A 26326-nucleotide genomic window follows, 5' to 3' on the forward strand; every position below is an offset into this window, starting at 1 on the left:
CAATTGCGGCAAAGATTTCATCCATTCGTGAAATACAGAAGATTTCATGATGCTTTCTCCTTGCGACCTATATTTCAGTATAGCGAGAAGAACGTATTTCAACTGTTAACGCAGACAGAGCCTTTTCAAAGGGGGAAATAAAGCACCATTGCGCGTATTCGAAGCTCTGCGTGCAAACTCGAATGTTCAGCGAAAGTGCAATACGCCACTAATCAACCTTAGCGCCACTCCATCAATTATTGCACAGCAGTAACAATATCTTTCTTATTTGGCTAATTATCTTTAATTGGGTAATGGTTAAAATACGATCAATCAAAACGCAAGGATTCGCTATGAAGATGCTTAAAACACGTGCTGCTGTTGCTTGGGGGCCTAATCAGCCTTTAGTGATTGAAGAGCTTGATCTGATGCCGCCGCAAAAAGGCGAGGTGTTGGTGCGTATCGTGGCGAGTGGGGTTTGCCATACCGATGCTTACACCTTATCGGGCAAGGATTCGGAAGGGATTTTCCCTGTGGTGCTGGGGCATGAGGGCGCTGGCGTGGTGGAGGCGATTGGCGAGGGCGTGACCAGCGTGGCAATTGGCGATCATGTGATTCCGCTTTACACCCCAGAATGCGGCGAATGTAAGTTTTGCACGTCGGGCAAAACCAATCTGTGTCAAAAAATCCGCGCGACCCAAGGCCGCGGTGTGATGCCGGATGGCACCACGCGTTTTTATAAAGACGGTCAGCCGATTTATCACTATATGGGCACGTCTACTTTTTCTGAATACACCGTGTTGCCAGAAATATCGCTGGCAAAAATCAATAAAGAAGCGCCTTTAGAAGAAGTCTGCCTGCTGGGCTGCGGCGTGACCACTGGCATGGGCGCGGTGATGAATACCGCTAAAGTAAAAGCCGGCGACACCGTGGCGATTTTTGGCTTGGGCGGGATTGGCCTATCGGCGGTGATCGGCGCGCGCATGGCCGGGGCGAGCCGGATTATTGGTATCGATATCAATACCAGCAAGTTTGAACTCGCCAAACAGCTGGGTGCGACGGATGTGATTAATCCTAAGGACTTTGAAAAGCCGATTCAGGATGTGATCGTAGAAATGACCGATGGCGGGGTGGATTTCTCTTTTGAGTGCATCGGCAATGTGAATGTGATGCGTTCTGCCTTGGAATGCTGCCACAAGGGCTGGGGAGAATCGGTAATTATTGGCGTGGCAGAAGCCGGTGCAGAAATTGCGACCCGACCATTTCAGCTGGTCACTGGCCGCGTATGGCGCGGCTCAGCTTTTGGCGGTGTGCGTGGCCGTAGCGAGCTGCCAAGCTTTGTTGATCGCTATATGAAAGGCGAATTTGCCCTTTCTGATTTCATCACCCACACCATGCCGCTGGAAGAAATCAATACCGCTTTTGAGCTGATGCACGAAGGCAAATCAATCCGCTCGGTGATCCATTTTTAATTTTCAGTCATCGCTTAGGGAAGCCAAGTCTTGAAACACTTCGGCCCCAGAGCAGGGAGTTTCACGGAGAAAGTAGAAAGCTAGGTTTTCAGGTTTAGCTGCAAGCTGCATAAGTAGTGGCATGGCAAGGTTTATGGGTTTTCTCCGTGTATCTCCGCGTCCTCCTTATCTCCGTGTTTTAAGGTTTGGGTTTTCATTTAATTGAAAGGATGGTTATGTCTCTGGAACTGATTAGCAGTAACCGCAGCTTTGGTGGCTGGCATAAGCGCTATAAGCATCAGGCCAGCAGCACTTCGTGCGAGATGACGTTTGCGGTGTATTTGCCGCCGCAAACGGCACAAGGGGGCAAGGTGCCGGTGGTTTATTGGCTATCTGGCCTGACCTGCAATGATGAAAACTTTGCCACCAAGGCCGGTGCGCAGCGGGTGGCGGCAGAGCTGGGGATTTCTTTGGTGATGCCAGACACCAGCCCGCGAGGCAGCGATGTGGCCGATGCGGGGCGTTATGATTTGGGGCAGGGGGCGGGCTTTTATGTGAATGCCACCGAGGCGCCGTGGCAGCGGCATTACCAGATGTACGATTATATCGTCAGCGAACTGCCTTCTTTAATCGAGGCGCATTTTCCTGTGACTAATCGTAAGTCCATCAGCGGGCATTCGATGGGTGGGCATGGCGCTTTGATGATTGCTTTGAAAAACCCGCAAGCCTATCGATCCGCCTCGGCTTTTGCGCCGATAGTGAACCCCGCCCAAGTGCCTTGGGGTGAAACGGCGTTTAGCGAGTATCTGGGGGATGATAGAAGCACATGGCTGGCTTTTGACAGCTGCCATTTAATGCAGCACGCCACGCAGATGTTGCCACTGTTGATTGATCAAGGCGATCAAGATAGCTTTATGCCGCAGCAATTGCAGCCAGATGCCTTAGAGAAAATAGCAAGGGAGCGCCAATGGCCGTTCACTTTAAATATCCAGCCCGGCTACGACCATAGCTATTACTTTATCGCCAGCTTTATTGAAGCGCACCTACGCTTTCATGCTGATCATTTAGGGGCGTAGTTGGTTTTAGATCGCTTAAACAGAACTAAAACCCAAATCTTGAACCACGGAGGCCACAGAGAACACGGAGTTTCACGGAGAAAAACAAGGCTTGAATTAAGCTGTTTTGTAAGTTTTTAGTATTTTAAAACCCAGCAATTAGGATTCGTATCACTACTAGTAGCACGGGGCTTAAATCTCCCCTTGAAACACGCCGAAGCGAGGAACAAGCGGGCGGGGTTTCGGCGAGGACTGTCTGAGCGAAGCGAGTTCCGCAGCCGCCGCTCGATTGTCCGCAGATGAGGGGCTTTCGTGTTTCGTGGGGTGGCCTTCTTTGGCTTCGTTTCTTGGCCACACAAGAAAGGAAGGTCCAGCGGGACGCCCGCACCTAAATCAATGTGCCGAAGGCACTAAAAAGATAGCTTTCGACACATCAAATCACAATAAAAAACGCGGGCCCCACTCGCCCTTTAAGATTTATCAACTTGTAGGGCGGGTGAAACCCGCGTTTTGCGTATCTGCTAGCGGGGCTTTCCCGCTGGAAGTTAATTACTTCTGCGCGCGATCGTAGCTTTCCATGATCTCTGCGTGGGCTGCGGCTTTGTCGCCCCAACCAGTAATCTTCACCCACTTGCCTTTTTCTAGGTCTTTGTAGTGCTCAAAATAGTGCTTAACTTGTGCTAGCAGCAGCTCTGGCAGGTCTTCCAGTGTTTGGATGTGTGCATACATGGCACATACTTTTTCTACTGGCACGGCAATGACTTTGGCATCCATACCGGCTTCGTCTTCCATGCCCAATACGCCAATCGCGCGGCATTTGATGACCATGCCTGGCAACAATGGGAATGGGGTGTGAACCAGCACATCCACAGGATCGCCATCTAGCGACAGGGTGTGCGGCACAAAGCCGTAGTTCATTGGGTAGGACATGGATGTGCCAACAAAACGATCAACGATGATGGCGCCCGATGCTTTGTCGAATTCGTATTTAATTGGTGGTGCATTAGCTGGAATTTCGATAATGACATTGAAATCGTTTGGTAAATCTTTGCCTGCGGCAATTTTGCTGATATCCATTTGATGATTCCATAGTTTCAATTGAGAACGGCGGCAATTATAAAGCCTGCAGCTCTGCCATGTACAAATGCTTATGCATAAAAGTAATACCTACGCAGCAGCCAACACTTTGGCGGTATACACTAGGGGCAATCTTTTATGATTTGACTGCGATGAAGCCACATTATCTTTCCCCATTATTTGATCCGCGCTCTATAGCCGTGATTGGTGCCTCTGAAACGCCAGGGGCGGTAGGTACAACGGTCTTTGCCAATGTACTGGAAGGGGGGTACAGCGGTAAATTATTCCCTGTTAATTTACATCGTGAGCAGGTCTTGGACATTGCCGCGTTTAAATCGATCGCCAAAGTACCCATGGTGGTGGATTTGGTGATTATCACGACTCCGGCTAAAACGCTGCCTGATTTAATAGAAGAATGCGGTAAAAAAGGCATTAAAGCCGCTGTGATTATGTCTTGTGATTTTGTTGGCACAGATAAAAAAAGCCAGCTTCTGCTGGATAAAATCATGGAACGGGCACGGCATTATGGCTTGAGGATTATTGGCCCAACGGTATTTGGCCTGTGCCGCGTTAGCTCTAAGCTAATGGCGGGCAATTATCAGGGCAAGCTTAAAAACGGCAGCATGGCGCTGGTATCGCAATCATCGTCGATTACTTCGGCGATTTTAGATTGGGCCGAATCGCATGATGTGGGGTTTTCATCGGTGGTGTCCTTAGGCTCGGCAGTCGATGTGGATGTAGGCGAGGTGCTTGATTACCTTGTGGCCGATCCTAAAACCCAGAGCATTCTGCTGTATATCGAAGACCTACAAGAGGCACGTACTTTTATGTCGGCGGTGCGGGCTGCTGCCCGCTCTAAGCCGGTGATGGCGCTAAAAGTGGGGCGGTATAACGACGCTTCTGCCGCGCATGGACGCACACATTCTGAGCGCTTAATTGGCCGTGATGATGTGTTTGATGCCGCGCTAAAACGCGCCGGTGTGCTGCGCCTGCGCTCGATTAATCAATTATTTACTGCTGCCAAAGTGCTGAATGGCACGTTTAAAACTAAGGGTCGCCGCCTTGCGATTGTCACCAATGGCATTGGCGCGGGCATGATGGCGGTAGATAGAGCGCGTGATTTACACGTGGAGCTGCCCGAATTAACCGCAAGCACGGTGGCTTGGTTGGCCAAAAACCTACCTGCGCAGGCGCGGCGGAATAATCCGGTGGATATTCTGGGCGATGCATCCCCTGAGCGCTTTAAGCTGGTGGTGGAGGCGGTGTTGGCCGATGCTAATATCGATGGGGTGTTGGTGGTGTTTACCCCGCAGGCGGGGACTGATCATTTACGCACTGCCGAAGCCATGATTGCGCTGAAAAAAACCAGCGATAAGCCGCTGCTGATGGCATGGATAGGCGGCAAAAAAGTTGATGCCAGCCGTAAATTACTGAATAAAGCGGGTTGTGCTAGTTTTTCTGCGCCGGAACACGCCGTAGAGGTGTTTTACTCCTTGGCCGCATGGCAGCATAACCAGCAGCTATTGCTGCAAACGCCTGCGCCGCTGGGGGAGTGGATTGCGCCGGATATGGAAACGGCACGCATGGTGATTGATAATGCGCTGGCTTCTGGGCGCAGCATGCTTGATGAAATCGAATCCAAAGCGGTGTTGCGGGCGTTTCATATTCCTGTGGCGCTGACGGTCAGGGCAAGCAGTGCCGATGATGCGGTGAATGCAGCCATGGGCATGGGCCTGCCCGTGGTGCTGAAAATAGACGCCATTGATGTGATGCATAAAACTGATATCGACGGTGTGGTGCTTAATCTAAGCAGCCTGATCAGCGTAGCCACCGAGGCGAATAAAATGCTGAGCCGTGCGCACGATAGCTTAGGTGTAGAGCGGGTGCGTGGGCTAACGGTGCAACCTATGCACGGCAAAAAAAATGCGCGTGAGCTGATGGTAGGGGTAGTCAATGATTCGGCCTTTGGCCCCGTCATTAGCTTTGGTGCAGGCGGGATTGCGGTTGAGGTGTTTAACGATATCGCCGTTTCTTTGCCGCCGCTCAATGGCTATCTGGCCGAGCATTTAATCCGCCGTACCCGCATTAAAAAAATGCTTGAGCCGTTTAGAAACCAGCCCGCTGTGAATATCGAGGCGGTTAAAAATGTACTGCTGCGCGTTTCTGAAATGGTGTGTGAGTTACCACAGATTCAGCAGCTGGATATCAACCCGCTGATTAGCGATGAAAACGGCGTGATTGCGGTGGATGCCAGCATTATTGTGGCTGCGGTGGACCCAAAAGCCCGCCGCTACGCACATATGGCGATTCATCCTTATCCATCGCATTTGATGCAGCTCACCCAGCTCAAAACCGGCATGCCGATGATCTTGCGCCCGATTAGGCCGGAAGATGCCGAACTACTGATTCAGTTTGTGAGCCGCTTATCGGATGAAACGCGTTACAACCGCTATATGAGCGTGCTTAAATCCCTGCCGCAAAGTCTGCTGGCGCGCTTTACCCATCTGGATTACGCCAGAGAAATGGCGATTGCCGCCACGGTGCAGGCAGGGCAGGGCGAGCAAATTATTGGCGTGGCACGCTTTACCGCTAATCCTGATAAAGACAGCTGCGAATTTGCGGTGGTGATTGACGATGCTTGGCAGGGCAAGGGCTTGGGTAACCGCTTGATGGAAGCGCTATTTACCGCCGCACGGGATATGGGCATCTCGGTGATTGAGGGCGAAGTGCTGAGCAGCAATAAAACCATGTTGGCGTTTATGAAATACCTTGGCTTCACCATTCAGACCCATCCAGAGGATAATGGTCTGAAGTGGGTGGTAAAAACATTATAAAAGAGGCTGTGCAGCTTAGCTGAGAAGACAATGACGATATCCTGTAGTACTTGCAAAGCCTGTTGTTGCCAGTTAGAAGTGATGCTGATCGCTGGTGATGACGATGTGCCGCCGCAATATATTGAACAAGATGCATGGGGCGGCGAGATTATGCATCGTCTGAGCGATGGCTGGTGCGCAGCGCTAAACCGGCAAACCATGCTTTGCACGATTTACGAGCAAAGGCCATGGATTTGCCGCGAATATGAGGCGGGCGATTTTGATTGCATGGAGCAAAGAAAGCGTATCCCGCTGCTGCAGATTTAGCGCCTGCTAAGCCGTGAATAACAAGTTTTCATGAATTTTGAACGGACTAAAATAGCGTCATCCCCGAGTGTTTTTGTTGGGGATCCAGTAACGTAGCTGGATTCCCGCTTCCGACTAAAATATTTGAGGGCGGGCTCTGCGCCGGAATGACGATGCTGATTTTCGTCATACTCGATAACTTATGATGAAGTGCTTAGCGTTAATCATGCGGCAAGTTTTTTTCGACGCGTTGGTCTGGAATAAACCAAATCACCGCCACCGCAATATAAAGCCCGATTGCAATCCAGCGGCTAACAAAGGCCAGCGGAATAGCTACGGCATACAAAATAACGGATATTTTGCCTTTTCTATCTTTGCCCATTGCAATGGCCAGAGGGGAATCAAAGCCATGAATCTTGATCAGAATATTCATCATAATTGGCCAAGCAATACCCGCCATAAATAGCACCACACCATAGAGCGCCACGGCCAGCGGCGAGAAATGGCTTTCCTGCATCCAGCCCGTGGTCACCGGAATTAAAGACAGCCAGAACAGTAGGTGTAGATTGGCCCAAAGCACGCTGCCATTAATTCTGTGCACCATATGAAATAAATGGTGGTGATTATTCCAGTAAATCCCCACCATGATAAAGCTGAAGATATAACCCAAAAAAATCGGAATCATCGGTAAAAGCGCATGGGCATCCTCGCCATGCGGCACTTTTAATTCTAATACCATGATGGTGATAATAATGGCGATCACCCCATCACTAAACGCCTCCAAACGCGTCTTGCCTATCGCTCCCATACCATCCCCTTATTAGAATATTGAAATGTCATTCTAGCCGGATTTCATCTTCCTGCCCTAGGTGCCCCTAGCGTGTTTTCATAGTTTTAATCAATAGCATTTAACAATGTTCATCATTTAAACTATCAATTAGACCTGAGCGTGAGGGGGGCTTAAGATGACTTCACTGCTTCACAAACAACACTTTCTCTACTCAGGAGTTACACCATGTCTTTGATTAATAGCGAAATTAAACCATTTAAAGTAAACGCATTCCATGTAGGTAAATTCACTTCTGTGAGCGAGGCAGATCTAAAAGGCAAGTGGTCGATTGTGTTTTTCTACCCTGCTGATTTCACCTTTGTTTGCCCTACCGAATTAGGCGATCTGGCTGACTTTTACCCAGAATTCCAAAAAATGGGTGTAGAGGTTTATTCAGTTTCTACTGATACTCAGTTCACCCACAAGGCTTGGCACGATACATCAGACACTATCAAGAAAATTAACTACCCAATGCTGGCTGACCCTACCGGCACGCTGACACGCAATTTTGATGTGATGATCGAAGAAGAAGGCTTGGCACTGCGTGGCACTTTTCTAATCAACCCAGAAGGCCAGATCAAGCTGTGCGAAATTCATGATAACGGCATTGGCCGCTCTGCTGCCGAGCTGATGCGTAAAGTGCAAGCTGCTCAATATATTGCCAAGCACCCAGGCGAAGTTTGCCCTGCTAAATGGCAGCCAGGCGCAGAAACGCTAGCCCCATCGCTTGATTTAGTTGGCAAGATTTAATTAATGCGCAGGGCGGGTGCAACTCATATCTGTTAACTAAATAGTGCTAAACCTTGAACCACAGAGATAGTGAGAGCACAGAGTACACAGAGAAAGACTCAAAGCCTTATTTCCTCTGTGAAACTCTGTGGGCCTCTGTGTTCTCTGTGGTTTAAGATTTAACCCACTGATTCATATAATTATTTTTTTTTGTTAGCGCATATAGCGTTCCATCCGCCATACAACATTCGCTTTTATTGCAAAAGCACTTTTCTTCTTAGCGCAAAGCGCTTTTTCAATAAAAACCATTATGGAGAATTCATCATGCTTGAATCCAATATTAAATCTCAACTCGCTGCCTATTTAGAAAAATTGCAATTCCCTATTGAGCTGCAGGCGGCGCTGGATGAAAGCCCTGCTGCCATCGAAATGAATAGCTTGCTGCAAGAAATTGCCGAATTATCAGATAAAATTACGCTTAGTTATCAAGAAGCCACACTCAAGCCTTCCTTTGGCATTGCCCGCCTTGGGGAAGCGCCCCGCGTGCGCTTTGCCGGTATCCCAATGGGGCATGAATTTACCTCCTTGGTGCTGGCCCTGTTGCAGGTGGGTGGCCATCCGCCTAAGGTTGAAGCGGCGCTGATTGAGCAAATTAAAGCGCTGCCTGGCGAGCTGCACTTTGAAACCTTTATCTCGCTGACCTGCCAAAATTGCCCAGAAGTGGTGCAGGCGCTCAATCTGCTGGCGGTGCTCAATCCAAAAATCAGCCATGTCATGATTGATGGCGCGCTGTTTCAAGATGAAGTGAATGCACGACAAATTATGTCGGTGCCTTCGGTTTATCTCAATGGCGAGGCCTTTGGTCAAGGGCGTATGGGCGTAGAAGAAATCGTGGCCAAGCTGGATACCGGCTCGGCGGATCGCCAAGCTGAAGTGATCTCTGCCAAAGCGCCGTTTGATTTGCTGGTGATTGGTGGTGGGCCAGCAGGCGCTGCTGCTGCGGTGTATGCCGCACGCAAAGGGATTCGCACTGGTGTGGTGGCCGAGCGCTTTGGTGGGCAGGTTCTGGACACGATGAGTATCGAAAACTTTATTTCGGTACAAGAAACCGAAGGCCCAAAGCTGGTGACCGCGCTAGAGCAGCACGTGAAGCAATACGATGTGGATATTATTAATCTGCAACGTGCCGAATCGCTGAGCCTAGATGAAAATGGCATCAGCCAGATTCGCCTCGCCAGTGGTGCCACGCTGCAAAGTAAATCGGTGATTATCGCCACCGGCGCACGCTGGCGCGAAATGAATGTGCCAGGTGAGCAAGAGTACCGTGGCCGTGGCGTGGCCTACTGCCCACATTGCGATGGCCCACTGTTTAAAGGCAAGCGTATTGCGGTGGTGGGCGGTGGTAATTCTGGCGTAGAAGCAGCCATTGATTTGGCTGGAATTGTAGAGCACGTAACCCTGCTGGAATTTGGCGCAGAATTGCGCGCCGACGCGGTATTACAGAAAAAGCTTTACAGCCTGCCGAATGTGGTGGTGATTACGCAAGCGCAAACCACAGCAGTATTGGGCGATGGGCAAAAGGTGAATGGCCTGCAATATACCGACCGGCAAAGTGGTGAATCGCATCAGGTCGATCTAGCAGGAATTTTTGTGCAGATTGGTTTGCTGCCGAATACCGATTGGTTGAAAGGCACCTTAGATTTAAGCAAACACGGCGAGATTGAAGTCGATAACCGTGGGCAAACTTCGCTGGCTGGGGTGTTTGCTGCAGGGGATGTCACCACCGTGCCTTTTAAGCAAATTGTAATCGCCATGGGTGATGGGGCCAAAGCATCGTTGGGGGCATTTGATTACTTAATGCGCCATTAAAATGGCGGGTGGGCATGTGCCCACCCTACATTTTTTATTTTTTTAGCCAGCCTTCAATCTTGCCAATAATTTCTTTATCGTCTGGCTCGGTCACTGAGCTATAGGCGCTGACTGTTTTACCGTCTGGAGCGATCAGGTATTTGTAGAAGTTCCACTTGGGCGAGGTGTCAGAGGCGGTGGTGAGCCTTTTAAACAGTGGATTAGCATCTGAGCCGCGCACGCTGGATTTCTCTAACATGGGGAATTCTACAAAGTAGGTGAGTTTACAAAAATCGCCGATTTCTTTGTTATCGACCAGTTCTTGTTTAAAGTCATTGGATGGAAAGCCCACCACCAGTAACCCTTGGTCTTTATATTTAGCGTAGATCTTTTCTAGTTTTTCAAATTGCGGAGTAAAGCCGCATTTGCTGGCGGTATTCACCACCAGTATGGGTTTGCCGCTGTAGGCGCACAAATCAAAGGATTTACCTTGTAGCGTTTTGCTTTGAAAATCGAGCAAGGGCGGGCAGGCAGCGCTGCAGATGCCGCTGACGAGTAAGAGTAATAGTGCACGCATGGTGGTTTTCCTGTTTGTTGTCATGATTCATTTGTAGGGGCACGGCATGCCGTGCCCCAGCATGGTTTATTTCTTGCAGCTACCTAAGTCCTGCCATACCCCCCACTGAGCGCTTTTTGCGGGTTCCTCACCACTAGTCCACCACTTGTTTTGATAGTTATGCAGGTTCTGGCTGACCTTAGTATTGATCGTGGCATAAGTGCTGGTGGCTTTCCAATCTGGTGCGCAGCTAGTGGATGGCGTAGGCGTTGGTATCGGAGTTGGAACCGGTGTTGGCACTGGCGTAGGTATAGGAGTCGGAGTTGGAACCGGTGTTGGTACTGGTGTTGGTCTCGGTGTTGGCTCTGGCGTTGGTACAGGAGTCGGTGTTGGAACAATGACGCCACTTATATCCACTTTGAAGGTGTATTCACCATTATTGCGGGCGTAAACGCGGTTATCTTGCACAGATTTAACTGGCGATACGCTGCCATTGGCTGCCAGTATTCCCACGCTAATATAGTTTGAGCTGATATTTACTTTTTGGGCCAAGTAGAAAGGCCAGTTTGCTGCCAGCGCGGTGTTTTCACCGGTCTGGCTGTCGTAGCCGGTGGTAATAGAGAAGCTTTCTAAGTCGCGACCATCTTTATCAAACAGGCGGAAAGTAATTTTGCTGTCGGCTTTTAAATCCTGCTGAGCACGGATTTGCCCTAGTTCCTTATAGGTAGACAGGCCACCAGAGAAATTGACATCAGAGCAGGAATAAAACGCTTCGTCACTGTCGCTGCGCTGCCAAACATTATAAATAATATGTATGCCGGTTTTTTTAGGCAGTGGGCAGCTGAGTTTGTATTTTTTATCGACGGCCGTTGTATTACCTAGCGTACAAAATGGCTTGTCTTCTAGGTCAGACCAAGCGAGTGTTTTGTTGGGGTTCCAGCCGTCTTTGGTGATAAAAAACTGCCAGTTGCGTGTTTGGTGGGTTGCTGGTGCGGCGTAGATAAAATCGAACTGGCCGTTGGCATCAGCGGCTATCGGTGTGACTGGCCGTTGGCATCAGCGGCTATCGGTGTGACTGGCCAGTCGGTGCGGGCAAGATTCATCCCTGCGTAATTAGATTTACCCCCAGCACACAGTTGGCCATCAGGCACAAAGGCCTTGTGATTGCCGTTTGGCAACTGGTTTACACCTGACCAGTCGTAGAGCATTTGCGGGCCAGATACAGCTACGGCTGCTTGGCAGGCTGCAGATTTGGGGCTTTCAGGGCCTTCTTTATAGCAGCTTAAAATCCGGCTAATAGGTACTTCCATGGTGCCATGAGCACTGGCTAGAGGTGTGAATAAACTGGTTAAAATTGCGCTTAAAATGTATTTTTTTTGCATTGTTGTCTGTCCATCCAAGTTTATAAAAGAGTGTCTTTGATCTACGCCAATTGACATCATCAGCTTATTGAAAGATTTAAGAAAACTCAATTAGGGTTGCCCAATAAAAAACCCCGAATAAATTCGGGGTTTTATGAAAGCAAGTGCTGGGTTTATTTCTTTTTTTGCGGGGGCAGGTCTGTACATACCCCTTTGAATACTTCCGCAGCCATACCAATCGATTCGCCCATAGTTGGGTGAGGATGGATGGTTTTACCAATATCTACCGCATCGCAACCCATTTCGATCGCTAGGCAAATTTCACCAATCATATCGCCAGCGTGTGGGCCAACAATAGCGCCACCAATGATTTGCTTAGTATCTTGATCGAAAATCAGCTTGGTAAAGCCTTCATCGCGGCCATTGGCAATGGCACGTCCGGATGCTGCCCATGGGAATACACCTTTACCGTAGTTGATGCCATTTTTCTTGGCTTCATCTTCGGTCACGCCAACCCAGGCTACTTCTGGATCTGTGTAAGCCACACCAGGAATCACGCGGGCATCAAAGAAGGCTTTGTGGTCTGCGGCATTTTCAGCAGCAACGTGCGCTTCGTGCACCGCTTTGTGCGCCAGCATAGGCTGGCCAACCAAATCGCCAATCGCAAAGATATGCGGCACATTGGTGCGCATTTGTTTGTCGACAGGGATAAAGCCGCGATCAGTCACAATCACCCCTGCGTTTTCTGCGCCGACTTTGCCGCCGTTAGGCACACGGCCTGTGGCGTGCAGTACGAGGTCGTAGCATTGCGGCTCTTTAGGCGCGTTAGCCCCTTCAAAAGTCGCCCAGATGCCATCTTCTTTGGCTTCAAGACCCACTGTTTTGGTGTTGAGCATGATGTTGTCAAAGCGATGGGCATTCCATTTTTCCCATACTTTAACCAAGTCGCGATCCGCGCCTTGCATCAGGCCATCGAGCATCTCCACCACATCCAAGCGTGCGCCCAGTGTGGAGTAAACCGTGCCCATTTCCAGACCAATAATCCCGCCGCCCAAAATTAGCATGCGTTTTGGTACTGATTTGAGCTCCAGCGCGCCGGTTGAATCAACCACGCGTGGATCATTCGGCACAAAAGGCAGCTTAAATACTGAAGAGCCAGCGGCGATAATCGCTTTCTGGAACTTGATGATTTTTGTCTCGCCAGTGACTTCTTTGCCATCACCTGAAGTGATTTCTACTTCCATATGGTGAGGATCAATAAAGCGAGCCACACCACGTACAAACTCAACTTTACGTGCTTTGGCCATACCCGCAAGGCCGGTTGTGAGCTTGCCGATGACTTTTTCTTTAAAGCCACGTAGCGCGTCGATATCAATCTCTGGCTCGCCAAATTTAATCCCGTTGGCCGCCAAGTGTTTCACTTCGTCAATCACCGCCGCATTGTGCAGCAGGGCTTTAGAAGGAATACAACCTACGTTTAAACACACGCCGCCCAGCTTAGAAAAACGCTCAACGACGATGGTTTTCATGCCAAGGTCAGCAGCACGGAAAGCCGCGGAGTAGCCACCGGGGCCACCACCGAGTACCACCATTTCGCATTCATAATCTGCTGCGCCGCTGTGGCTGCCAGCGACGGGGGCGGCTTGTGGTGCTGGAGCAGCAGCTGGGCTTGGCGCTGCAGCTGGCGTCGCCGTGGCAGCAGCTGCTACTTCCAGAATCACCAGTAGGCTGCCTTCAGAAACCTTGCTACCAACAGCAATTTTAACTTCTTTAATTACACCGGCGTGGGTGGAAGGGACTTCCATCGTGGCTTTGTCGGTTTCTAGCGTGATTAGCGATTCTTCAACGGCAACCGTGTCGCCGACTTTTACAAAGACTTCGATCACATCGACATTGTCATGGCCACCGATATCGGGGACTTTAATTTCGATCAGATTGCTCATCATTTATTCCATTTGATCTGGGCGTCATCAATTTGACTGTAGGGTGGGCAAAACGGTTTACCTTGCCCACGCGGATCGGCTGAGATTGACGCGTGGGCACAAAAGCGTGCCCACCCTACGGGTTTTGATTTACTTGCTTACAGCACTAAACGGCGGATGTCGCTTAGCAGCTTGCCGAGTTGCACGGTGAAGCGTCCAGCCATTGCGCCGTCGATCACGCGGTGATCGAAAGACAAGGACAATGGGCACATCAGGCGTGGCACAAATTCTTTGCCATTCCAGATCGGCTTAACTTGTGATTTGCACACGCCAAGAATGGCCACTTCTGGTGCGTTGACGATAGGCGTAAAGCTAGTGCCACCAATCCCACCAAGGCTAGAAATGGTGAAGGTTGCACCTTGCATATCAGTAGGCTTGAGCTTACCTTCGCGCGCAAGGGCGGAAAGATCGGTCAATTCCTTAGCTATTTGCTTCAGGCCTTTTTGGTCTACATTCTTGATCACCGGTACAACCAAGCCATTTGGCGTGTCAGCTGCAAAGCCGATGTTGTAATACTGTTTTAAGATCAGATTGTCGCCATCTAAGCTAGCGTTAACCGTTGGGAAAGCCTTCAATGCTTCAGCCGCAGCCTTAATAATAAAGGCCAGTGGCGAGAGCTTCATGCCGCTCTTTTCCCACTCTTTACCGATGGATTTGCGGAATTCTTCCAGCTCGGTGATATCGCATTCGTCGTTAAACGTCACATGCGGGATCACTACCCAGTTGCGGTGCAGATTTGCGCCAGACAATTTCTGGATGCGGGTGAGTGGCTTGGTTTCGATTGGGCCAAACTTGGCAAAATCAACTTTTGGCCAAGGCAGTAAATCAAGGCCAGAGCCTGTGCCCGCTGTAGCTGCTGCATTGGGTGCAGCGGCAGCGCCGCTCATAATTGATTTCACATAGGCTTGCACATCGCCATGCAGAATGCGGCCCTTAGGGCCTGTGCCGGTGATGCGGGTCAGATCTACGCCAAGTTCACGGGCAAAGCTGCGGATCGAAGGAGACGCGTGCGCTTTTTTAAAGCCTGTTTCGTCGATGCTGCGTGCTACCGGAGCAACTGGAGCAACTGGAGCGGCCGCTGCCGGTGTTGCAATATTTGCGACGGGTGCAGCGGCTGCGGCTACTGGAGCTGCTGCCGAGACCGTACCTTTCAGAACCAGAATCAAGCCGCCTTCGCTGATTTTATCGCCTACTTTTAGCGTGATACTTTCAACGATACCCGCTTCAGGGGAGGGCACTTCCATTGAGGCTTTATCGGTTTCTAGCGTGATCAGCGATTGTTCTTTCTCTACTACATCGCCCACTTTTACAAATACTTCAATCACATCAACCGCATCGTGGCCACCGATATCCGGTACGCGCACTTCGATGCTGCTGGCAACGGCTGCCGGAGCAGGCGCTGCAACAGGGGCGGACGGAGCAGGTGCTGCAACAACTGGAGCCGTAGTAGGTGCTGCTGCGCTAGCTGCTGCTTCCAGCAGTAAAACAACGCTGCCTTCAGAGGCTTTATCGCCAATCTTAATTTTCATTTCTTTAACAACACCGGCGTGGGTCGATGGCACTTCCATCGTGGCCTTGTCGGTTTCTAAAGTAATGAGAGATTGCTCTACTTCAATGGTATCGCCAACTTTTACAAAAACCTCGATCACTTCAACGCCCTCATGGCCGCCGATGTCGGGGATTTTTACTTCAATCAATGTGCTCATATATACGAATCCTGTGAGGGGTATGGAGTGAGAGGAGAGGAGAGATGCGTCCCTCCTCCTTGTCTTTAAGCGTGTTGCCTAAGACAAAGTCTCACTGCTTTACACGGTCCAAGGCGCTGGTCGGCCTGCTGCAATGCCGTACTTTTCTAGGGCTTCTGCCACTTTCGCCGCAGGGATTTTGCCCTCGTCAGCCAGTGCTTTCAGAGCAGCAATCGCAACGTGGTAGCGATCCACTTCAAAGAAGCTACGCAATGCCTTGCGTGAATCAGAGCGGCCATAGCCATCACAACCCAGAACCACATACTTAGCAGGAACGTATTCACGTACTTGATCTGCAAACGCGCGTTTGTAATCGGTTGCCGCAATCACTGGGCCAGTACGGCCAGTCAGGCATTCGGTTACGTAAGGCACTTGCTGTGCAGCCAGTGGGTTAAGCATATTGTGGCGCTCAACCGCCATACCATCACGGCGCAATTCGTTAAAGCTTGGGCAAGACCAGATATCTGCATCAATGCCAAAATCAGCTTTAAGTAAGGCTGCGCCAGCAATTACTTCGCGGAAGATCGTACCTGAACCCATTAGCTGTACTTTCAGTGCCGCGTCTTTTGCGCCTTCTTGGAACATATACATGCCGCGCAAAATGCCCGCTGCCGAGCCTTCTGGCATCGCTGGGTGGCTGTAGTTTTCATTCATTACCGACAGGTAGTAATAGATGTTCTCTTGGTTTTGATACATGCGGCGCATACCGTCTTGCACAATCACCGCTAGCTCGTAAGCGAAGGTTGGATCGTAGGACACGCAGTTAGGGATAAACTCAGCAAACAGATGGCCATGGCCGTCTTGGTGCTGCAAGCCTTCGCCGTTTAGCGTGGTGCGGCCAGCCGTACCACCAACCAAGAAGCCGCGAGCGCGTAAATCGCCCGCTGCCCATGCTAAGTCACCGATACGTTGGAAACCAAACATCGAGTAGTAGATGTAGAACGGAATCATGGTGACGCCGTGGTTGGCGTAAGAGGTTGCCGCAGCAATCCAATCGCTCATCGCACCGGCTTCGTTAATCCCTTCCTGCAATACTTGGCCGGTTTTGGATTCTTTGTAGAACATCAGTTGATCGGCATCTTGTGGCTCGTACAGCTGCCCCACGTGCGACCAAATACCCAGCTGACGGAACATGCCTTCCATACCAAAGGTGCGCGATTCATCCGGCACGATAGGCACGATGCGGTTACCGATTTTTTTGTCTTTTACCAAGGTGTTCAAGATACGAACAAAGGCCATGGTGGTGGACATTTCTTTTTCGCCGGTGCTGCCCAGTAGGCTTTGCAGTGCCTCTAAACCTGGCACTTCGAGTGGCTCATCGATTGGCTTTCTGGATGGCACAAAGCCGCCGAGTGCCGCACGGCGCTCATGCATATGCTTGAGCTCTTGGCTGTCGTCAGCTGGGCGATAGAATTTACATGCAATCGCTTCTTCGTCAGTCAGCGGGATATTAAAGCGATCACGCAGGTAGAGCAGATCGTCGTCAGACAATTTCTTAGTGTTATGCGCAACGTTTTGTGATTCGCCTGCTTTACCAACGCCAAAGCCTTTTACGGTTTTAACCAGCAGTAGGGTAGGCTGATCTTTGTGCTCAGAAGCGGCTTTATAGCCGGCATACACTTTATACAGATCATTACCACCACGGGTTAGACGCCAGATATCGTCATCCGACATGGCCGCAACCAAGTCGAGCAATTCTGGGTAAGCACCGAAGAAGTGTTCGCGTACATAAGCGCCGTTTTTGGATTTGTAGGTTTGGTATTCACCATCTACGGCTTCCATCATGCGTTTTTGCAGCAGGCCTTTTTTGTCCTGAGCAAGGATGGCATCCCAGCCTGTGCCCCAGACTACTTTAATCACATTCCAGCCAGAGCCACGGAAATCGCCTTCCAGCTCTTGAATGATTTTGCCATTACCGCGCACTGGGCCATCAAGGCGCTGTAAATTGCAGTTAATCACAAAGATCAGGTTATCAAGTTTTTCACGGCCTGCTAGGGAAATGGCACCTAGTGATTCTGGCTCGTCCATTTCGCCATCGCCGCAGAAGCACCATACTTTACGATCGCCTTTTTGTTTAAAGCCACGATCGTCCAAGTACTTCATAAAACGTGCTTGGTAAATGGCCATCAACGGGCCAAGACCCATCGATACCGTTGGGAACTGCCAGAAATCAGGCATCAGCCAAGGGTGTGGATAGGACGATAAGCCACCGCCTTCTACTTCACGGCGGAATTTATTCAGTTGGTCTTCAGTAATGCGGCCTTCAAGAAAAGCACGTGCATACACGCCTGGCGCAGAGTGGCCTTGGAAGTAAACTAAGTCACCGCCGTGGTTTTCTGAAGGCGCGTGCCAGAAGTGATTCCAGCCGATATCGTATAAAGTGGCTGCGGAGGCGAAAGATGAAATATGCCCACCCGGCTCTGCTTCGTCGCGATTGGCTTTAACTACCATTGCCGCCGCATTCCAGCGGGTGTAAGCCAGAATGCGTTCTTCCAGATTAGGCTTACCTGGGTGCTTGGCTTGCAGGTGCGCTGGAATGGTATTGATGTAGGCCGTGGTGGCGGTATACGGAATATTGACGCCGTCTTGACGAGCGTGATCAACTAATTTTTCAACCAAAAAATGAGCGCGCTCTGCGCCTTCTTTTTCGAGGACGCTATCGAGTGACTCTAGCCATTCTTGCGTTTCTTGGGGATCGAGGTCATGAAGCTGCTCTGCCATTGGTCTCTCTACCTTGTGAGTGGGTTGATTATTCGCACAATTAAATGTACGAAGGCAGGCTGGTTGTGTGGACCAGCCTACTTTTAAAAGGCCTGCATTGTAATCGGCCAGAATGAATCCATCCCGTTTAACGGGGTGTATTTCGCTTGTAATAATTCACCAGACCATTGGTTGAAGCATCGTGGTTCGTGGTTAAGCCTGGGGTGGTTAAGTCAGCTTCAATGGCTTTTGCCAATTGTTTGCCAAGCTCTACACCCCATTGGTCATAGGAATTAATATTCCAGACCGTGCCCTGTACGAATACTTTGTGCTCGTACAGAGCAATCAATGCACCTAAACGCCGCGGGGATAAACGCTGCATTAAAATGGTATTAGTTGGGCGATTACCTTCAAATACTTTATGTGGAACTAAAGCATCTTGAGCTTCGCCAGTAATGCCTTGAATATCTAATTCTGCCCGTACTTCGGCTTCATTTTTACCGCGTAAAAACGCTTCTGTCTGGGCAAATACATTGGCCATCAGAATGGTATTGTGCGGCTCAGGAATATCTGGATGCTCTATGGTGGCAATAAAATCGACGGGTACGATTTGGCTGCCCTGATGCAATAACTGGTAATAAGCGTGTTGGCCGTTAATACCGGTGTCACCCCATACAACGGGCCCGGTGCGATAGTTCACGCGTTTGCCATTCAAATCAACCGTTTTACCGTTTGATTCCATATCCAGTTGCTGCAAATACGCAGGGAAGCGATACAGCGACTGGTTATAAGGGGAAATAAGCTGGGTGGATGCGCCAAAGAAATTCACATACCAAACACCGAGCATGCCCATAATGACCGGTAAATTTTGCTCTAATGGCTTGCTGCAAAAATGTTGATCCATGGTGTAGGCACCATGCAGCAAGTCTTGGTAATTGTGTTTGCCCAGATAAATAGCAATCGGCAAACCAATTGCGCTCCATAGGCTATAGCGGCCACCAACCCAATCCCAAAACTCAAACATATTATTGGTATCAATACCAAATTCACCCACTGCTTTGGCGTTGGTAGAGACCGCTACAAAATGCTTGGCAATATGTTTTTCGTCCCCCGAAGCTTTTACAAACCAAGCGCGTGATGTGCGGGCATTGGTGAGCGTTTCTTGGGTGGTAAAGGTTTTGGAAGAAATAATAAAGAGTGTTGTTTCTGGGTTAAGTTCTGCAAGCACTGACATCACTTGGTCGCCGTCTACGGTCGAAACAAAGTGCATTTTTAAGCGTTTGTGGCCGTAATCTTTCAGCGCTTGGCAAACCATCAGCGGGCCAAGATCGGAGCCGCCAATGCCGATATTTACGATATCGGTAATCGCCTTGCCGGTATAACCCAGCCATTCGCCCGAGCGAACCTTATCTGAGAAGTCGCCGATTTTTTCTTTAACAGCGTTTACTTTAGGCATCACATCTTCGCCATCCACGATCAATGGATGCTTGTCTAGATTGCGTAATGCGGTGTGCAGCACGGCACGATGCTCGGTGCTATTAATCTTTTGCCCAGAAAACATCGCCTTGATGCGCGCTTCTAATCCAGATTGACGTGCTAAATCCATCAGCAAAGTCATGGTCTTGGCGGTGATGCGGTTTTTTGAGTAATCAAAAAACAAGCCGCCTGATTCAAGCGAAAATTTCTCAAAGCGTTGTGGATCGTCGTTAAACAAATCACGCAGATGCAGTGGCGACACTTCATTAAAGTGTTCTTCTAACGCCAGCCACGCTGGTGTTTGAGTGAGGTTTGACATCTTGCTATCCTTATCTAATCAGCTGTAATTATCATGACCACGAACGCGCTTTTCTTTAAGGCTGCGCTTCATTTTTTCGAGTTGGTCGATGAGTTCTGGCCCACGTCTGAGCGCTACGCCAACGGCAAGCACGTCGATAATCACCAGATGCACGATGCGGGTAATCATTGGGGTGTATAGATCTGGGTCTTCCATCGTGTCGGCATAGAGGCAAAGCGTGCAACGCTTGGCTAATGGCGATTTTGAATGGGTAATGCCGATTACATCGGCTCCTGCATCGCGGGCAATTTCTACTGAACGCAGTAAATCTAAAGTGCGGCCTGAGTTTGATACGGCAACCACCGCATCTCCTGGCCCAAGCATCGATGCGCTCATGCCGTGCATATGCGGATCGGTATAGGAAACGGTAGGTACGCCCAAGCGGAAAAACTTGTTTTGTGCATCAATGGCCACTGCGCCGGATTGCCCCTGACCATAGACTTCGATCTTTTTGGCATTCGACATAATGGTAATTGCACGCTCCAACACATCGGTGTCTAGCTCATTACGGCAACGCAGCAGGTGCGAAATATTGTTATCAAATAATTTGCGTGCTAGATCGTGTGCAGAGTCATCGCGGCTGACCATGGAGTGCACATAAGGCACGCCAGAGACCAAGCTGCGAGTGAGCCGCAATTTAAAATCTTGCAGGCCAGAGCAGTTGAGTGAACGACAAAAGCGAATCACGGTGGGCTGTGAAACCAGTGCCAACTCGGCAATTTGGGCGATGGGGGCATTAGCAACCAAATTAGGTTGCTCAATGACTAATTCAGCCACTTTTCGTTCTGATTTGCTGAGGCTATCGAGTGCGGCCTTGATACGTTCGAGCATGTATTTTTCTCACTGTAGGGTGGGCATTCGCCCACGCAGAACTTTGACATCAACGCGTGGGCAAGGATGCCCACCCTACATCTCTTATGCGGCCCAAAATACCTGTTTGAGCCCCAAACATTTATCCAGCACACGGCGGATAGGAAATAGCTCGGTTTCGGCTTTTTGCTCAAGTAAAGCGTCTTGCAATAATGCTTTTTTACTATCACTCGTGATATGTACGATTACCGAGCGGGCTGCTGCCAAGGTGGGCAGTGTCAGCGTAATACGCTGATGCGGTGCGGCTGGCGGGGTGACTGCAGCACAGCGTGCTGTTGAGGTGCAGGCGGCTTCCAGCTCTGCTGCAGCAGGGAAAAGCGATGCAGTATGACCATCGTCCCCCATGCCTAAAATCAGCACATCGAGTGGAGCGGGCAGGGCAGCTAGGCGCGCTTCAATGGTCGCTTGGCCTGCATGGGCCGTTGGGGCGCTGGAAACTTGTGAGATAAATGTGGCGCTAGCGGCTTTATCTTGCAGTAAATTTTCGCGGGTTAGGCGCTCATTACTATCGGCGTGATCGGGGGCGACCCAACGCTCATCGGCCAAGGTGATGGTTACTTTTGACCAATCTAGCTCTTTCACACGCAGCGCTTTAAACATGCCTGCTGGCGTTCTACCGCCAGATACCGCAATCCCTGCCTGGCCACGTGCAGCAATGGCCGCGCTTAATGCTTGAGCGATAAAGTCAGCCAGTTGAAGATCCAGTTCATCTTTTGAGACAAATTCCTGCCAGGACAGAGACGACATGTAGTTACCTTTAATGATGATGAAAGAACGGGCCAGAAAACCGGCCCGCTTGTTACATTATTTACTCTTCTTCGTGCCAGCAAAGGCCATCACGGGATAGCAAGGCAGAAGACGCTGCTGGCCCCCAAGTGCCTGCAGTGTATGGCTTAGGGCCATCTGTACTGCTTTCCCAGTTGTCAATAATAGGCTCCACCCAGCGCCATGCCGCACGTTGCTCATCGCGGCGTACAAACAATGATAGATCACCACGAATCACATCAAGCAACAGGCGCTCATAGGCTTCTGGGCTGCGGGTTTTAAAGGTTTCTTTAAAATCCATATCCAAATGCACAGGACGCAAGCGGCCTTGATTACCAGGCTCTTTTGCCATCATATACAAGCGAACCGATTCATCGGGTTGCAGCTGAATCACTAAGCGATTAGGCGTGCTGGCGCTGCGGCCATAAATGGAGTGTGGTGCTTCACGGAAGTTAATCACGATCTCAGCAAGACGCTCAGAAAGGCGTTTGCCAGTACGCAGATAAAACGGTACACCTGCCCAACGCCAAGTTTGAATCTCTGCCTTAAGTGCAACAAAGGTTTCGGTTTTGGAGCCAGCAGGCACATCCGGCTCGTCTAAATAACCAGGCACAGGTTTGCTTGCCACCGCCCCTGCACGATACTGACCACGTACTACTTTGGTGTGGACGTCTTCGGTAGAGAGCGGTTTTAAGGCTCGTAAAATTTTGAGTTTTTCATCACGAACCGCATCGGCATCGATCGATGCTGGCGGCTCCATCGCAACGATGGTGAGCAGTTGCAAGAGATGGTTTTGCACCATATCGCGCAGCGCACCGGTTTTGTCGTAGAAATCCGCGCGGGATTCAACGCCAACTTGTTCGGTTACAGTAATTTGTACGTCGCGAATCCATTCTCTGCGCCAAAGTGGCTCAAGCAGGGTATTGGCAAAGCGCAGTGCCATTAAGTTTTGGACAGGTTCTTTGCCCAAATAGTGGTCGATTCGATAAATTTGGTGTTCTTGGAAATATTCACCGACTTCATCATTAATTTTATTTGATGAGGCTAAATCGTGCCCTAATGGCTTTTCAAGCACTACGCGGGCATTGCCAGCGGCAAGGCCTACTTCGGACAGACTCTTGGAAATAGGCGCAAATAGATCAGGTGCGGTGGAGAGGTAAAACACGCGTACACGCTTTGGAAAGGCGTTTAGCGTATCGGCCAGCTTGGTGAATTCTGCAGGATGATTGGCATCCAATTGCAGGTATTCAATGCGCTCAGCAAACGAGGCCCAATCGGCATCGTTATAGTGCTTACCTAGGTAGCCAGTGGCTAGGGCATGCGCCTTTTTGAGGTAAGCGGCGGTATCAGGAACACTACGGCCCAAACAGACAATGCGCCCTTCTTGCGGCAGATTGCCTTCTTGATGTTGGTGGTACAGTGCCGGTAGCAACTTACGCATTACCAAGTCACCAGTGCCGCCGAACAGCACCATGTCGAAAGCGTCGATCTGAGTCATCCGCGAAAATCCTTTTACTTGAGTCGGTTTTTGGCCCTTGGCAGAACTGCTCTGCAAAACACAGTTGAGCCTACTTGGCGCGTAAGACTTTGTAATCTTACTACACAGCTAAATAGTGGCGCAAACGAAATTCGCCAAGGGCTGTTAATGATGGGGGTTAACACGTAGCGTAGAATGGTAACCCTGTGTAAATGTTGACTATTGATGCAACGCAACGAAATGGAAATTCCCAGTCGATGCGGTTGAAGTTATAGATGCTTTGTAGTAAAACTACGCTCAATTTTATAGAAATGTACGTGGCGTCGTGATGCCGCCGTAACTCGGAGCCCCTGTTTATGTCTGTTCATCCCAAGCTTGCTGAAGTCACCGCCCGTATTATTGCAAGAAGCCAAGGGCCTCGTTCACGTTATTTAGCCCGCCTTGAGTTGGCTGCGAGTAAGGAGCCATCGCGTAAAGGTTTAGCCTGTACAAATCAGGCTCATGCTTGGGCTGCTGCGCCAGAAAACGACAAAATTATGATGCGCGAAATGCGTCAACCTAATTTGGGAATTGTCTCTGCATACAATGACATGCTGTCGGCACACCAACCCTTTGAAACTTTCCCTGCTCTGATTAAAGAAGCTGTTCGCCAAGCGGGTGCAACTGCACAATTTGCGGGTGGCGTACCTGCAATGTGTGATGGGGTAACCCAAGGCCAGCCGGGTATGGAGCTGAGCTTGTTTAGCCGCGATGTGATCGCAATGTCTACCGCAATTGGCCTATCGCACAATGTGTTTGATAGCGTAGTTTGCTTAGGCGTTTGTGACAAGATTGTACCGGGCTTATTGATTGGTGCTCTGCAGTTTGGTCATTTGCCAACGGTGTTTGTTCCCGCTGGGCCAATGACTTCTGGCATTGCTAATAGTGAAAAAGCCAAGGCGCGCCAATTATTTGCCGAAGGTAAATGTGGCCGTGAAGAATTATTAGCTTCAGAAGAAGGCTCTTACCACGGTGCGGGTACTTGCACCTTTTTTGGTACGGCCAATTCTAATCAAATGTTGATGGAAGTGATGGGTCTGCACTTGCCAGGTGCGGCCTTTGTAAACCCAAATACACCGCTGCGTGATGCCTTGACTGTTGCGGCAGCACAACGTGCGATTGCCATTACCTATAAGGGCGATGAGTTTACCCCTGTAGGTAAAGTGGTCGATGAAAAATGTATTGTGAACGGCATTGTTGGCCTGATGGCAACCGGCGGCTCAACCAATCACACCATTCACTTAATCGCTATTGCGCGGGCTGCGGGCATTATTATTGATTGGACAGATTTTGATGATTTGTCGGCGATTATTCCGCTGCTCGCCAAAATTTATCCCAATGGCTCGGCAGATGTAAATCACTTCCATGCCGCTGGTGGTATGGGTTTCTTGATTCGCGAGCTGCTGGATGCAGGTTTAATGCACGAAGACGTGCTGACCGTAGCAGGCAAGAGCCTGCGCCCTTACGCCAATGAGCCTTTCCTTGGCGAAGATGGCAAGGCGGTATGGCGTGCTGCACCTACCGAGCCAGTGGATGACAATGTGGTTCGTCACGCCAGTAATCCATTTAGCGCCGATGGTGGTTTACGTCTCCTCGCCGGTAATTTAGGCCGTTCCGTGATTAAAATTTCGGCTGTTAAGCCAGAAAACCGCAGCGTGCTTGCCCCTGCCATTGTGTTTAATGATCAAGACGATGTGCTGGCCGCATTTAAGCGTGGCGAGTTAGAGAAAGATTTTGTGGTGGTGCTGCGCTTCCAAGGGCCGCGTGCTAATGGCATGCCCGAGCTGCATAAGCTCACCCCAGTACTGGGCCTATTGCAAGATCGTGGCTTTAAAGTGGCGCTGGTTACCGATGGCCGCATGTCGGGCGCATCGGGTAAGGTGCCATCGGCGATTCATATGACACCCGAAGTATTAAACGGTGGGCCTCTTGGCAAGGTGAGAAGCGGCGATATGATTCGCTTAGATGCCGATGCAGGCGTGGTTGAAGCCTTGGTTGATGCGGCTGAATGGGCTGCTCGAACCGTGGATACTGCAGATTTATCTGCGAACGAACATGGCATGGGGCGCGAGTTGTTCGCGACTTTCCGTGGTGCAGCAACCGGCGCAGAAGAAGGCGCGATCAGTATGGGCTTGGCTCATTAATTAAGTTGTACGTTGGATGGGTGGAGCTGCGTTTAACCCATCCTACTTATCTCATCATTTACTACAGAACAGGAAGAACGACCCATGCAAATTCGCGAAATCATGCGCTCTTGTCCGGTGATGCCGGTTTTGGTCATCGAGAAAGTAGAGCACGCCGTTCCCTTGGCCAAGGCCTTGGTTGAGGGTGGCATCTGTGTTCTTGAAGTGACTTTACGTACCGAAGCGGCTTTGGCTGCAGTGCGTGCAATTGTTGATAATGTGCCTGGTGCTATTGTGGGTGTGGGTACCGTGGTGCGTCCTGAGCAATTTGCTGAAGCGAAAGCGGCTGGTGCAGTTTTTGCCGTAACGCCTGGCCTTACACCTAAGCTAGCTGCTGCTGCTCGTGCTGCAAAAATTGAATTACTACCAGGTGTGATGACGCCTTCTGAAGCGATTGCTGCTTTGGAAGAAGGCTTTGACGCGCTGAAATTATTCCCTGCTGAACAAGCCGGTAGCTTAGGTATGCTTAAAGCCATCGGTGGCCCGCTGCCACAAATCTTATTCTGCCCAACTGGTGGTGTAAGTCTTGAATCTGCACCTAAGCTCTTGGCCTTGCCAAACGTAGGCTGCGTGGGCGGCTCGTGGCTGGCCCCTAAGGAAATGGTTGCAGCGGGTGATTGGGCGGGTATTACCGCTTTGGCCCGCGCTGCAGCAGCATTGGCTAAATAATTAAAACTTAGGGTGGGCACGGCTTTTGTACCTACGCGTAATGGCATGGCTCAATTCG

Annotated in this window: 20 protein-coding genes; 8 read left to right on the forward strand and 12 right to left on the reverse strand. The window is 50.2% G+C overall.

Translation table 11 applies throughout. From position 1 onward, the window contains the following. Positions 1 to 338: 338 nt before the first annotated feature. A complete protein-coding gene (locus tag R6242_RS01025) occupies positions 339 to 1451 on the forward strand; it encodes an S-(hydroxymethyl)glutathione dehydrogenase/class III alcohol dehydrogenase (protein WP_318423149.1) in 1113 nt (370 codons plus the stop codon). 221 nt (positions 1452 to 1672) lie between these two features. Beyond that, the gene (fghA, locus tag R6242_RS01030) at positions 1673 to 2506 is read left to right on the forward strand and encodes an S-formylglutathione hydrolase (protein ID WP_318423152.1); all 834 of its coding nucleotides are present in this window, start codon (positions 1673 to 1675) and stop codon (positions 2504 to 2506) included. Between the two features lie 528 nt (positions 2507 to 3034). Here the strand turns inward: fghA and ppa are convergent. Next, positions 3035 to 3562: an inorganic diphosphatase gene (gene ppa / locus R6242_RS01035; protein WP_318422816.1), complete on the reverse strand. Its 528-nt coding sequence runs from the start codon at positions 3560 to 3562 to the stop codon at positions 3035 to 3037. Between the two features lie 152 nt (positions 3563 to 3714). Here ppa and R6242_RS01040 point away from each other — a divergent pair, with 152 nt between their 5' ends. Together R6242_RS01040 and R6242_RS01045 are read left to right on the forward strand one after the other, a co-directional pair. Further along, complete coding sequence (locus R6242_RS01040) at positions 3715 to 6396, forward strand: bifunctional acetate--CoA ligase family protein/GNAT family N-acetyltransferase (RefSeq protein WP_318422818.1); 2682 nt, start codon at positions 3715 to 3717, stop codon at positions 6394 to 6396. Between the two features lie 30 nt (positions 6397 to 6426). Further along, positions 6427 to 6702 carry a YkgJ family cysteine cluster protein gene (locus tag R6242_RS01045; protein ID WP_293933943.1) on the forward strand — a complete coding sequence of 92 codons (276 nt, stop codon included), beginning with the start codon at positions 6427 to 6429 and terminating at the stop codon, positions 6700 to 6702. 199 nt (positions 6703 to 6901) lie between these two features. Here the strand turns inward: R6242_RS01045 and R6242_RS01050 are convergent, their stop codons facing one another. Further along, positions 6902 to 7489 carry a TMEM175 family protein gene (locus R6242_RS01050; protein WP_318422823.1) on the reverse strand — a complete coding sequence of 196 codons (588 nt, stop codon included), beginning with the start codon at positions 7487 to 7489 and terminating at the stop codon, positions 6902 to 6904. Positions 7490 to 7696: 207 nt separating this feature from the next. Here R6242_RS01050 and ahpC point away from each other — a divergent pair, with 207 nt between their 5' ends. Together ahpC and ahpF are read left to right on the forward strand one after the other, a co-directional pair. Next, positions 7697 to 8260, forward strand: coding sequence for an alkyl hydroperoxide reductase subunit C (ahpC, locus tag R6242_RS01055; RefSeq protein ID WP_318422825.1), 564 nt, complete (start codon positions 7697 to 7699; stop codon positions 8258 to 8260). 303 nt (positions 8261 to 8563) lie between these two features. Next, positions 8564 to 10108, forward strand: a complete 1545-nt coding sequence (gene ahpF / locus R6242_RS01060) for an alkyl hydroperoxide reductase subunit F (protein ID WP_318422827.1) — start codon at positions 8564 to 8566, stop codon at positions 10106 to 10108. Between the two features lie 34 nt (positions 10109 to 10142). Here ahpF and R6242_RS01065 read toward each other — a convergent pair whose 3' ends face one another. The 10 genes from R6242_RS01065 to zwf all read right to left on the reverse strand — a co-directional run bounded on the left by R6242_RS01065 (position 10143) and on the right by zwf (position 23398). Continuing rightward, complete coding sequence (locus R6242_RS01065) at positions 10143 to 10664, reverse strand: glutathione peroxidase (RefSeq protein ID WP_318422829.1); 522 nt, start codon at positions 10662 to 10664, stop codon at positions 10143 to 10145. A gap of 66 nt (positions 10665 to 10730) precedes the next feature. Continuing rightward, positions 10731 to 11678, reverse strand: coding sequence for a lytic polysaccharide monooxygenase (locus R6242_RS01070; protein WP_318423155.1), 948 nt, complete (start codon positions 11676 to 11678; stop codon positions 10731 to 10733). Then, positions 11675 to 12025: a lytic polysaccharide monooxygenase gene (locus tag R6242_RS01075; protein ID WP_318422832.1), complete on the reverse strand. Its 351-nt coding sequence runs from the start codon at positions 12023 to 12025 to the stop codon at positions 11675 to 11677. The genes R6242_RS01070 and R6242_RS01075 overlap by 4 nt, the downstream gene beginning before the upstream one ends. A 152-nt stretch (positions 12026 to 12177) precedes the next feature. Then, the gene (gene lpdA / locus R6242_RS01080) at positions 12178 to 13947 is read right to left on the reverse strand and encodes a dihydrolipoyl dehydrogenase (protein ID WP_318423158.1); all 1770 of its coding nucleotides are present in this window, start codon (positions 13945 to 13947) and stop codon (positions 12178 to 12180) included. Positions 13948 to 14084: 137 nt separating this feature from the next. Further along, entirely contained in the window at positions 14085 to 15692 is a 1608-nt protein-coding gene (aceF, locus tag R6242_RS01085; RefSeq protein WP_318422835.1) for a dihydrolipoyllysine-residue acetyltransferase, read from the reverse strand. Positions 15693 to 15791: 99 nt separating this feature from the next. Continuing rightward, a complete protein-coding gene (gene aceE, locus R6242_RS01090; protein ID WP_318422837.1) occupies positions 15792 to 18452 on the reverse strand; it encodes a pyruvate dehydrogenase (acetyl-transferring), homodimeric type in 2661 nt (886 codons plus the stop codon). Positions 18453 to 18579: 127 nt separating this feature from the next. Continuing rightward, the gene (gene pgi, locus R6242_RS01095; protein ID WP_318422840.1) at positions 18580 to 20226 is read right to left on the reverse strand and encodes a glucose-6-phosphate isomerase; all 1647 of its coding nucleotides are present in this window, start codon (positions 20224 to 20226) and stop codon (positions 18580 to 18582) included. Between the two features lie 18 nt (positions 20227 to 20244). Beyond that, positions 20245 to 21096, reverse strand: coding sequence for a transcriptional regulator HexR (gene hexR, locus R6242_RS01100; RefSeq protein ID WP_130106764.1), 852 nt, complete (start codon positions 21094 to 21096; stop codon positions 20245 to 20247). 84 nt (positions 21097 to 21180) lie between these two features. Next, positions 21181 to 21882 (reverse strand): 6-phosphogluconolactonase, encoded by a 702-nt coding sequence (gene pgl / locus R6242_RS01105; protein ID WP_318422846.1) that lies wholly within the window; start codon positions 21880 to 21882, stop codon positions 21181 to 21183. A gap of 61 nt (positions 21883 to 21943) precedes the next feature. Continuing rightward, entirely contained in the window at positions 21944 to 23398 is a 1455-nt protein-coding gene (gene zwf, locus R6242_RS01110; RefSeq protein WP_293932590.1) for a glucose-6-phosphate dehydrogenase, read from the reverse strand. A gap of 335 nt (positions 23399 to 23733) precedes the next feature. On the opposite strand from zwf, the gene edd reads away from it, so the two are divergent. Together edd and eda are read left to right on the forward strand one after the other, a co-directional pair. After that, complete coding sequence (edd, locus tag R6242_RS01115) at positions 23734 to 25560, forward strand: phosphogluconate dehydratase (RefSeq protein ID WP_318422850.1); 1827 nt, start codon at positions 23734 to 23736, stop codon at positions 25558 to 25560. Between the two features lie 84 nt (positions 25561 to 25644). After that, positions 25645 to 26268 carry a bifunctional 4-hydroxy-2-oxoglutarate aldolase/2-dehydro-3-deoxy-phosphogluconate aldolase gene (eda, locus tag R6242_RS01120; protein ID WP_293932585.1) on the forward strand — a complete coding sequence of 208 codons (624 nt, stop codon included), beginning with the start codon at positions 25645 to 25647 and terminating at the stop codon, positions 26266 to 26268. Positions 26269 to 26326 lie beyond the last annotated feature (58 nt).

This window comes from Iodobacter sp. CM08, from assembly GCF_033446605.1.
Classification (GTDB): Bacteria; Pseudomonadota; Gammaproteobacteria; order Burkholderiales; family Chitinibacteraceae; genus Iodobacter.

What these genes read in the sequence shown, in the direction of transcription:
- lpdA (WP_318423158.1), bottom strand. Translation starts at nt 13,947, where the DNA reads ATGAGCAATCTGATCGAAATTAAAGTCCCCGATATCGGTGGCCATGAC.
- R6242_RS01025 (WP_318423149.1), top strand. Translation starts at nt 339, where the DNA reads ATGCTTAAAACACGTGCTGCTGTTGCTTGGGGGCCTAATCAGCCTTTA.
- ppa (WP_318422816.1), bottom strand. Translation starts at nt 3,562, where the DNA reads ATGGATATCAGCAAAATTGCCGCAGGCAAAGATTTACCAAACGATTTC.
- R6242_RS01040 (WP_318422818.1), top strand. Translation starts at nt 3,715, where the DNA reads ATGAAGCCACATTATCTTTCCCCATTATTTGATCCGCGCTCTATAGCC.
- ahpF (WP_318422827.1), top strand. Translation starts at nt 8,564, where the DNA reads ATGCTTGAATCCAATATTAAATCTCAACTCGCTGCCTATTTAGAAAAA.
- R6242_RS01045 (WP_293933943.1), top strand. Translation starts at nt 6,427, where the DNA reads ATGACGATATCCTGTAGTACTTGCAAAGCCTGTTGTTGCCAGTTAGAA.
- pgl (WP_318422846.1), bottom strand. Translation starts at nt 21,882, where the DNA reads ATGTCGTCTCTGTCCTGGCAGGAATTTGTCTCAAAAGATGAACTGGAT.
- ahpC (WP_318422825.1), top strand. Translation starts at nt 7,697, where the DNA reads ATGTCTTTGATTAATAGCGAAATTAAACCATTTAAAGTAAACGCATTC.
- zwf (WP_293932590.1), bottom strand. Translation starts at nt 23,398, where the DNA reads ATGACTCAGATCGACGCTTTCGACATGGTGCTGTTCGGCGGCACTGGT.
- aceE (WP_318422837.1), bottom strand. Translation starts at nt 18,452, where the DNA reads ATGGCAGAGCAGCTTCATGACCTCGATCCCCAAGAAACGCAAGAATGG.
- edd (WP_318422850.1), top strand. Translation starts at nt 23,734, where the DNA reads ATGTCTGTTCATCCCAAGCTTGCTGAAGTCACCGCCCGTATTATTGCA.
- R6242_RS01065 (WP_318422829.1), bottom strand. Translation starts at nt 10,664, where the DNA reads ATGCGTGCACTATTACTCTTACTCGTCAGCGGCATCTGCAGCGCTGCC.
- aceF (WP_318422835.1), bottom strand. Translation starts at nt 15,692, where the DNA reads ATGAGCACATTGATTGAAGTAAAAATCCCCGACATCGGCGGCCATGAG.
- R6242_RS01075 (WP_318422832.1), bottom strand. Translation starts at nt 12,025, where the DNA reads ATGCAAAAAAAATACATTTTAAGCGCAATTTTAACCAGTTTATTCACA.
- R6242_RS01050 (WP_318422823.1), bottom strand. Translation starts at nt 7,489, where the DNA reads ATGGGAGCGATAGGCAAGACGCGTTTGGAGGCGTTTAGTGATGGGGTG.
- eda (WP_293932585.1), top strand. Translation starts at nt 25,645, where the DNA reads ATGCAAATTCGCGAAATCATGCGCTCTTGTCCGGTGATGCCGGTTTTG.
- pgi (WP_318422840.1), bottom strand. Translation starts at nt 20,226, where the DNA reads ATGTCAAACCTCACTCAAACACCAGCGTGGCTGGCGTTAGAAGAACAC.
- hexR (WP_130106764.1), bottom strand. Translation starts at nt 21,096, where the DNA reads ATGCTCGAACGTATCAAGGCCGCACTCGATAGCCTCAGCAAATCAGAA.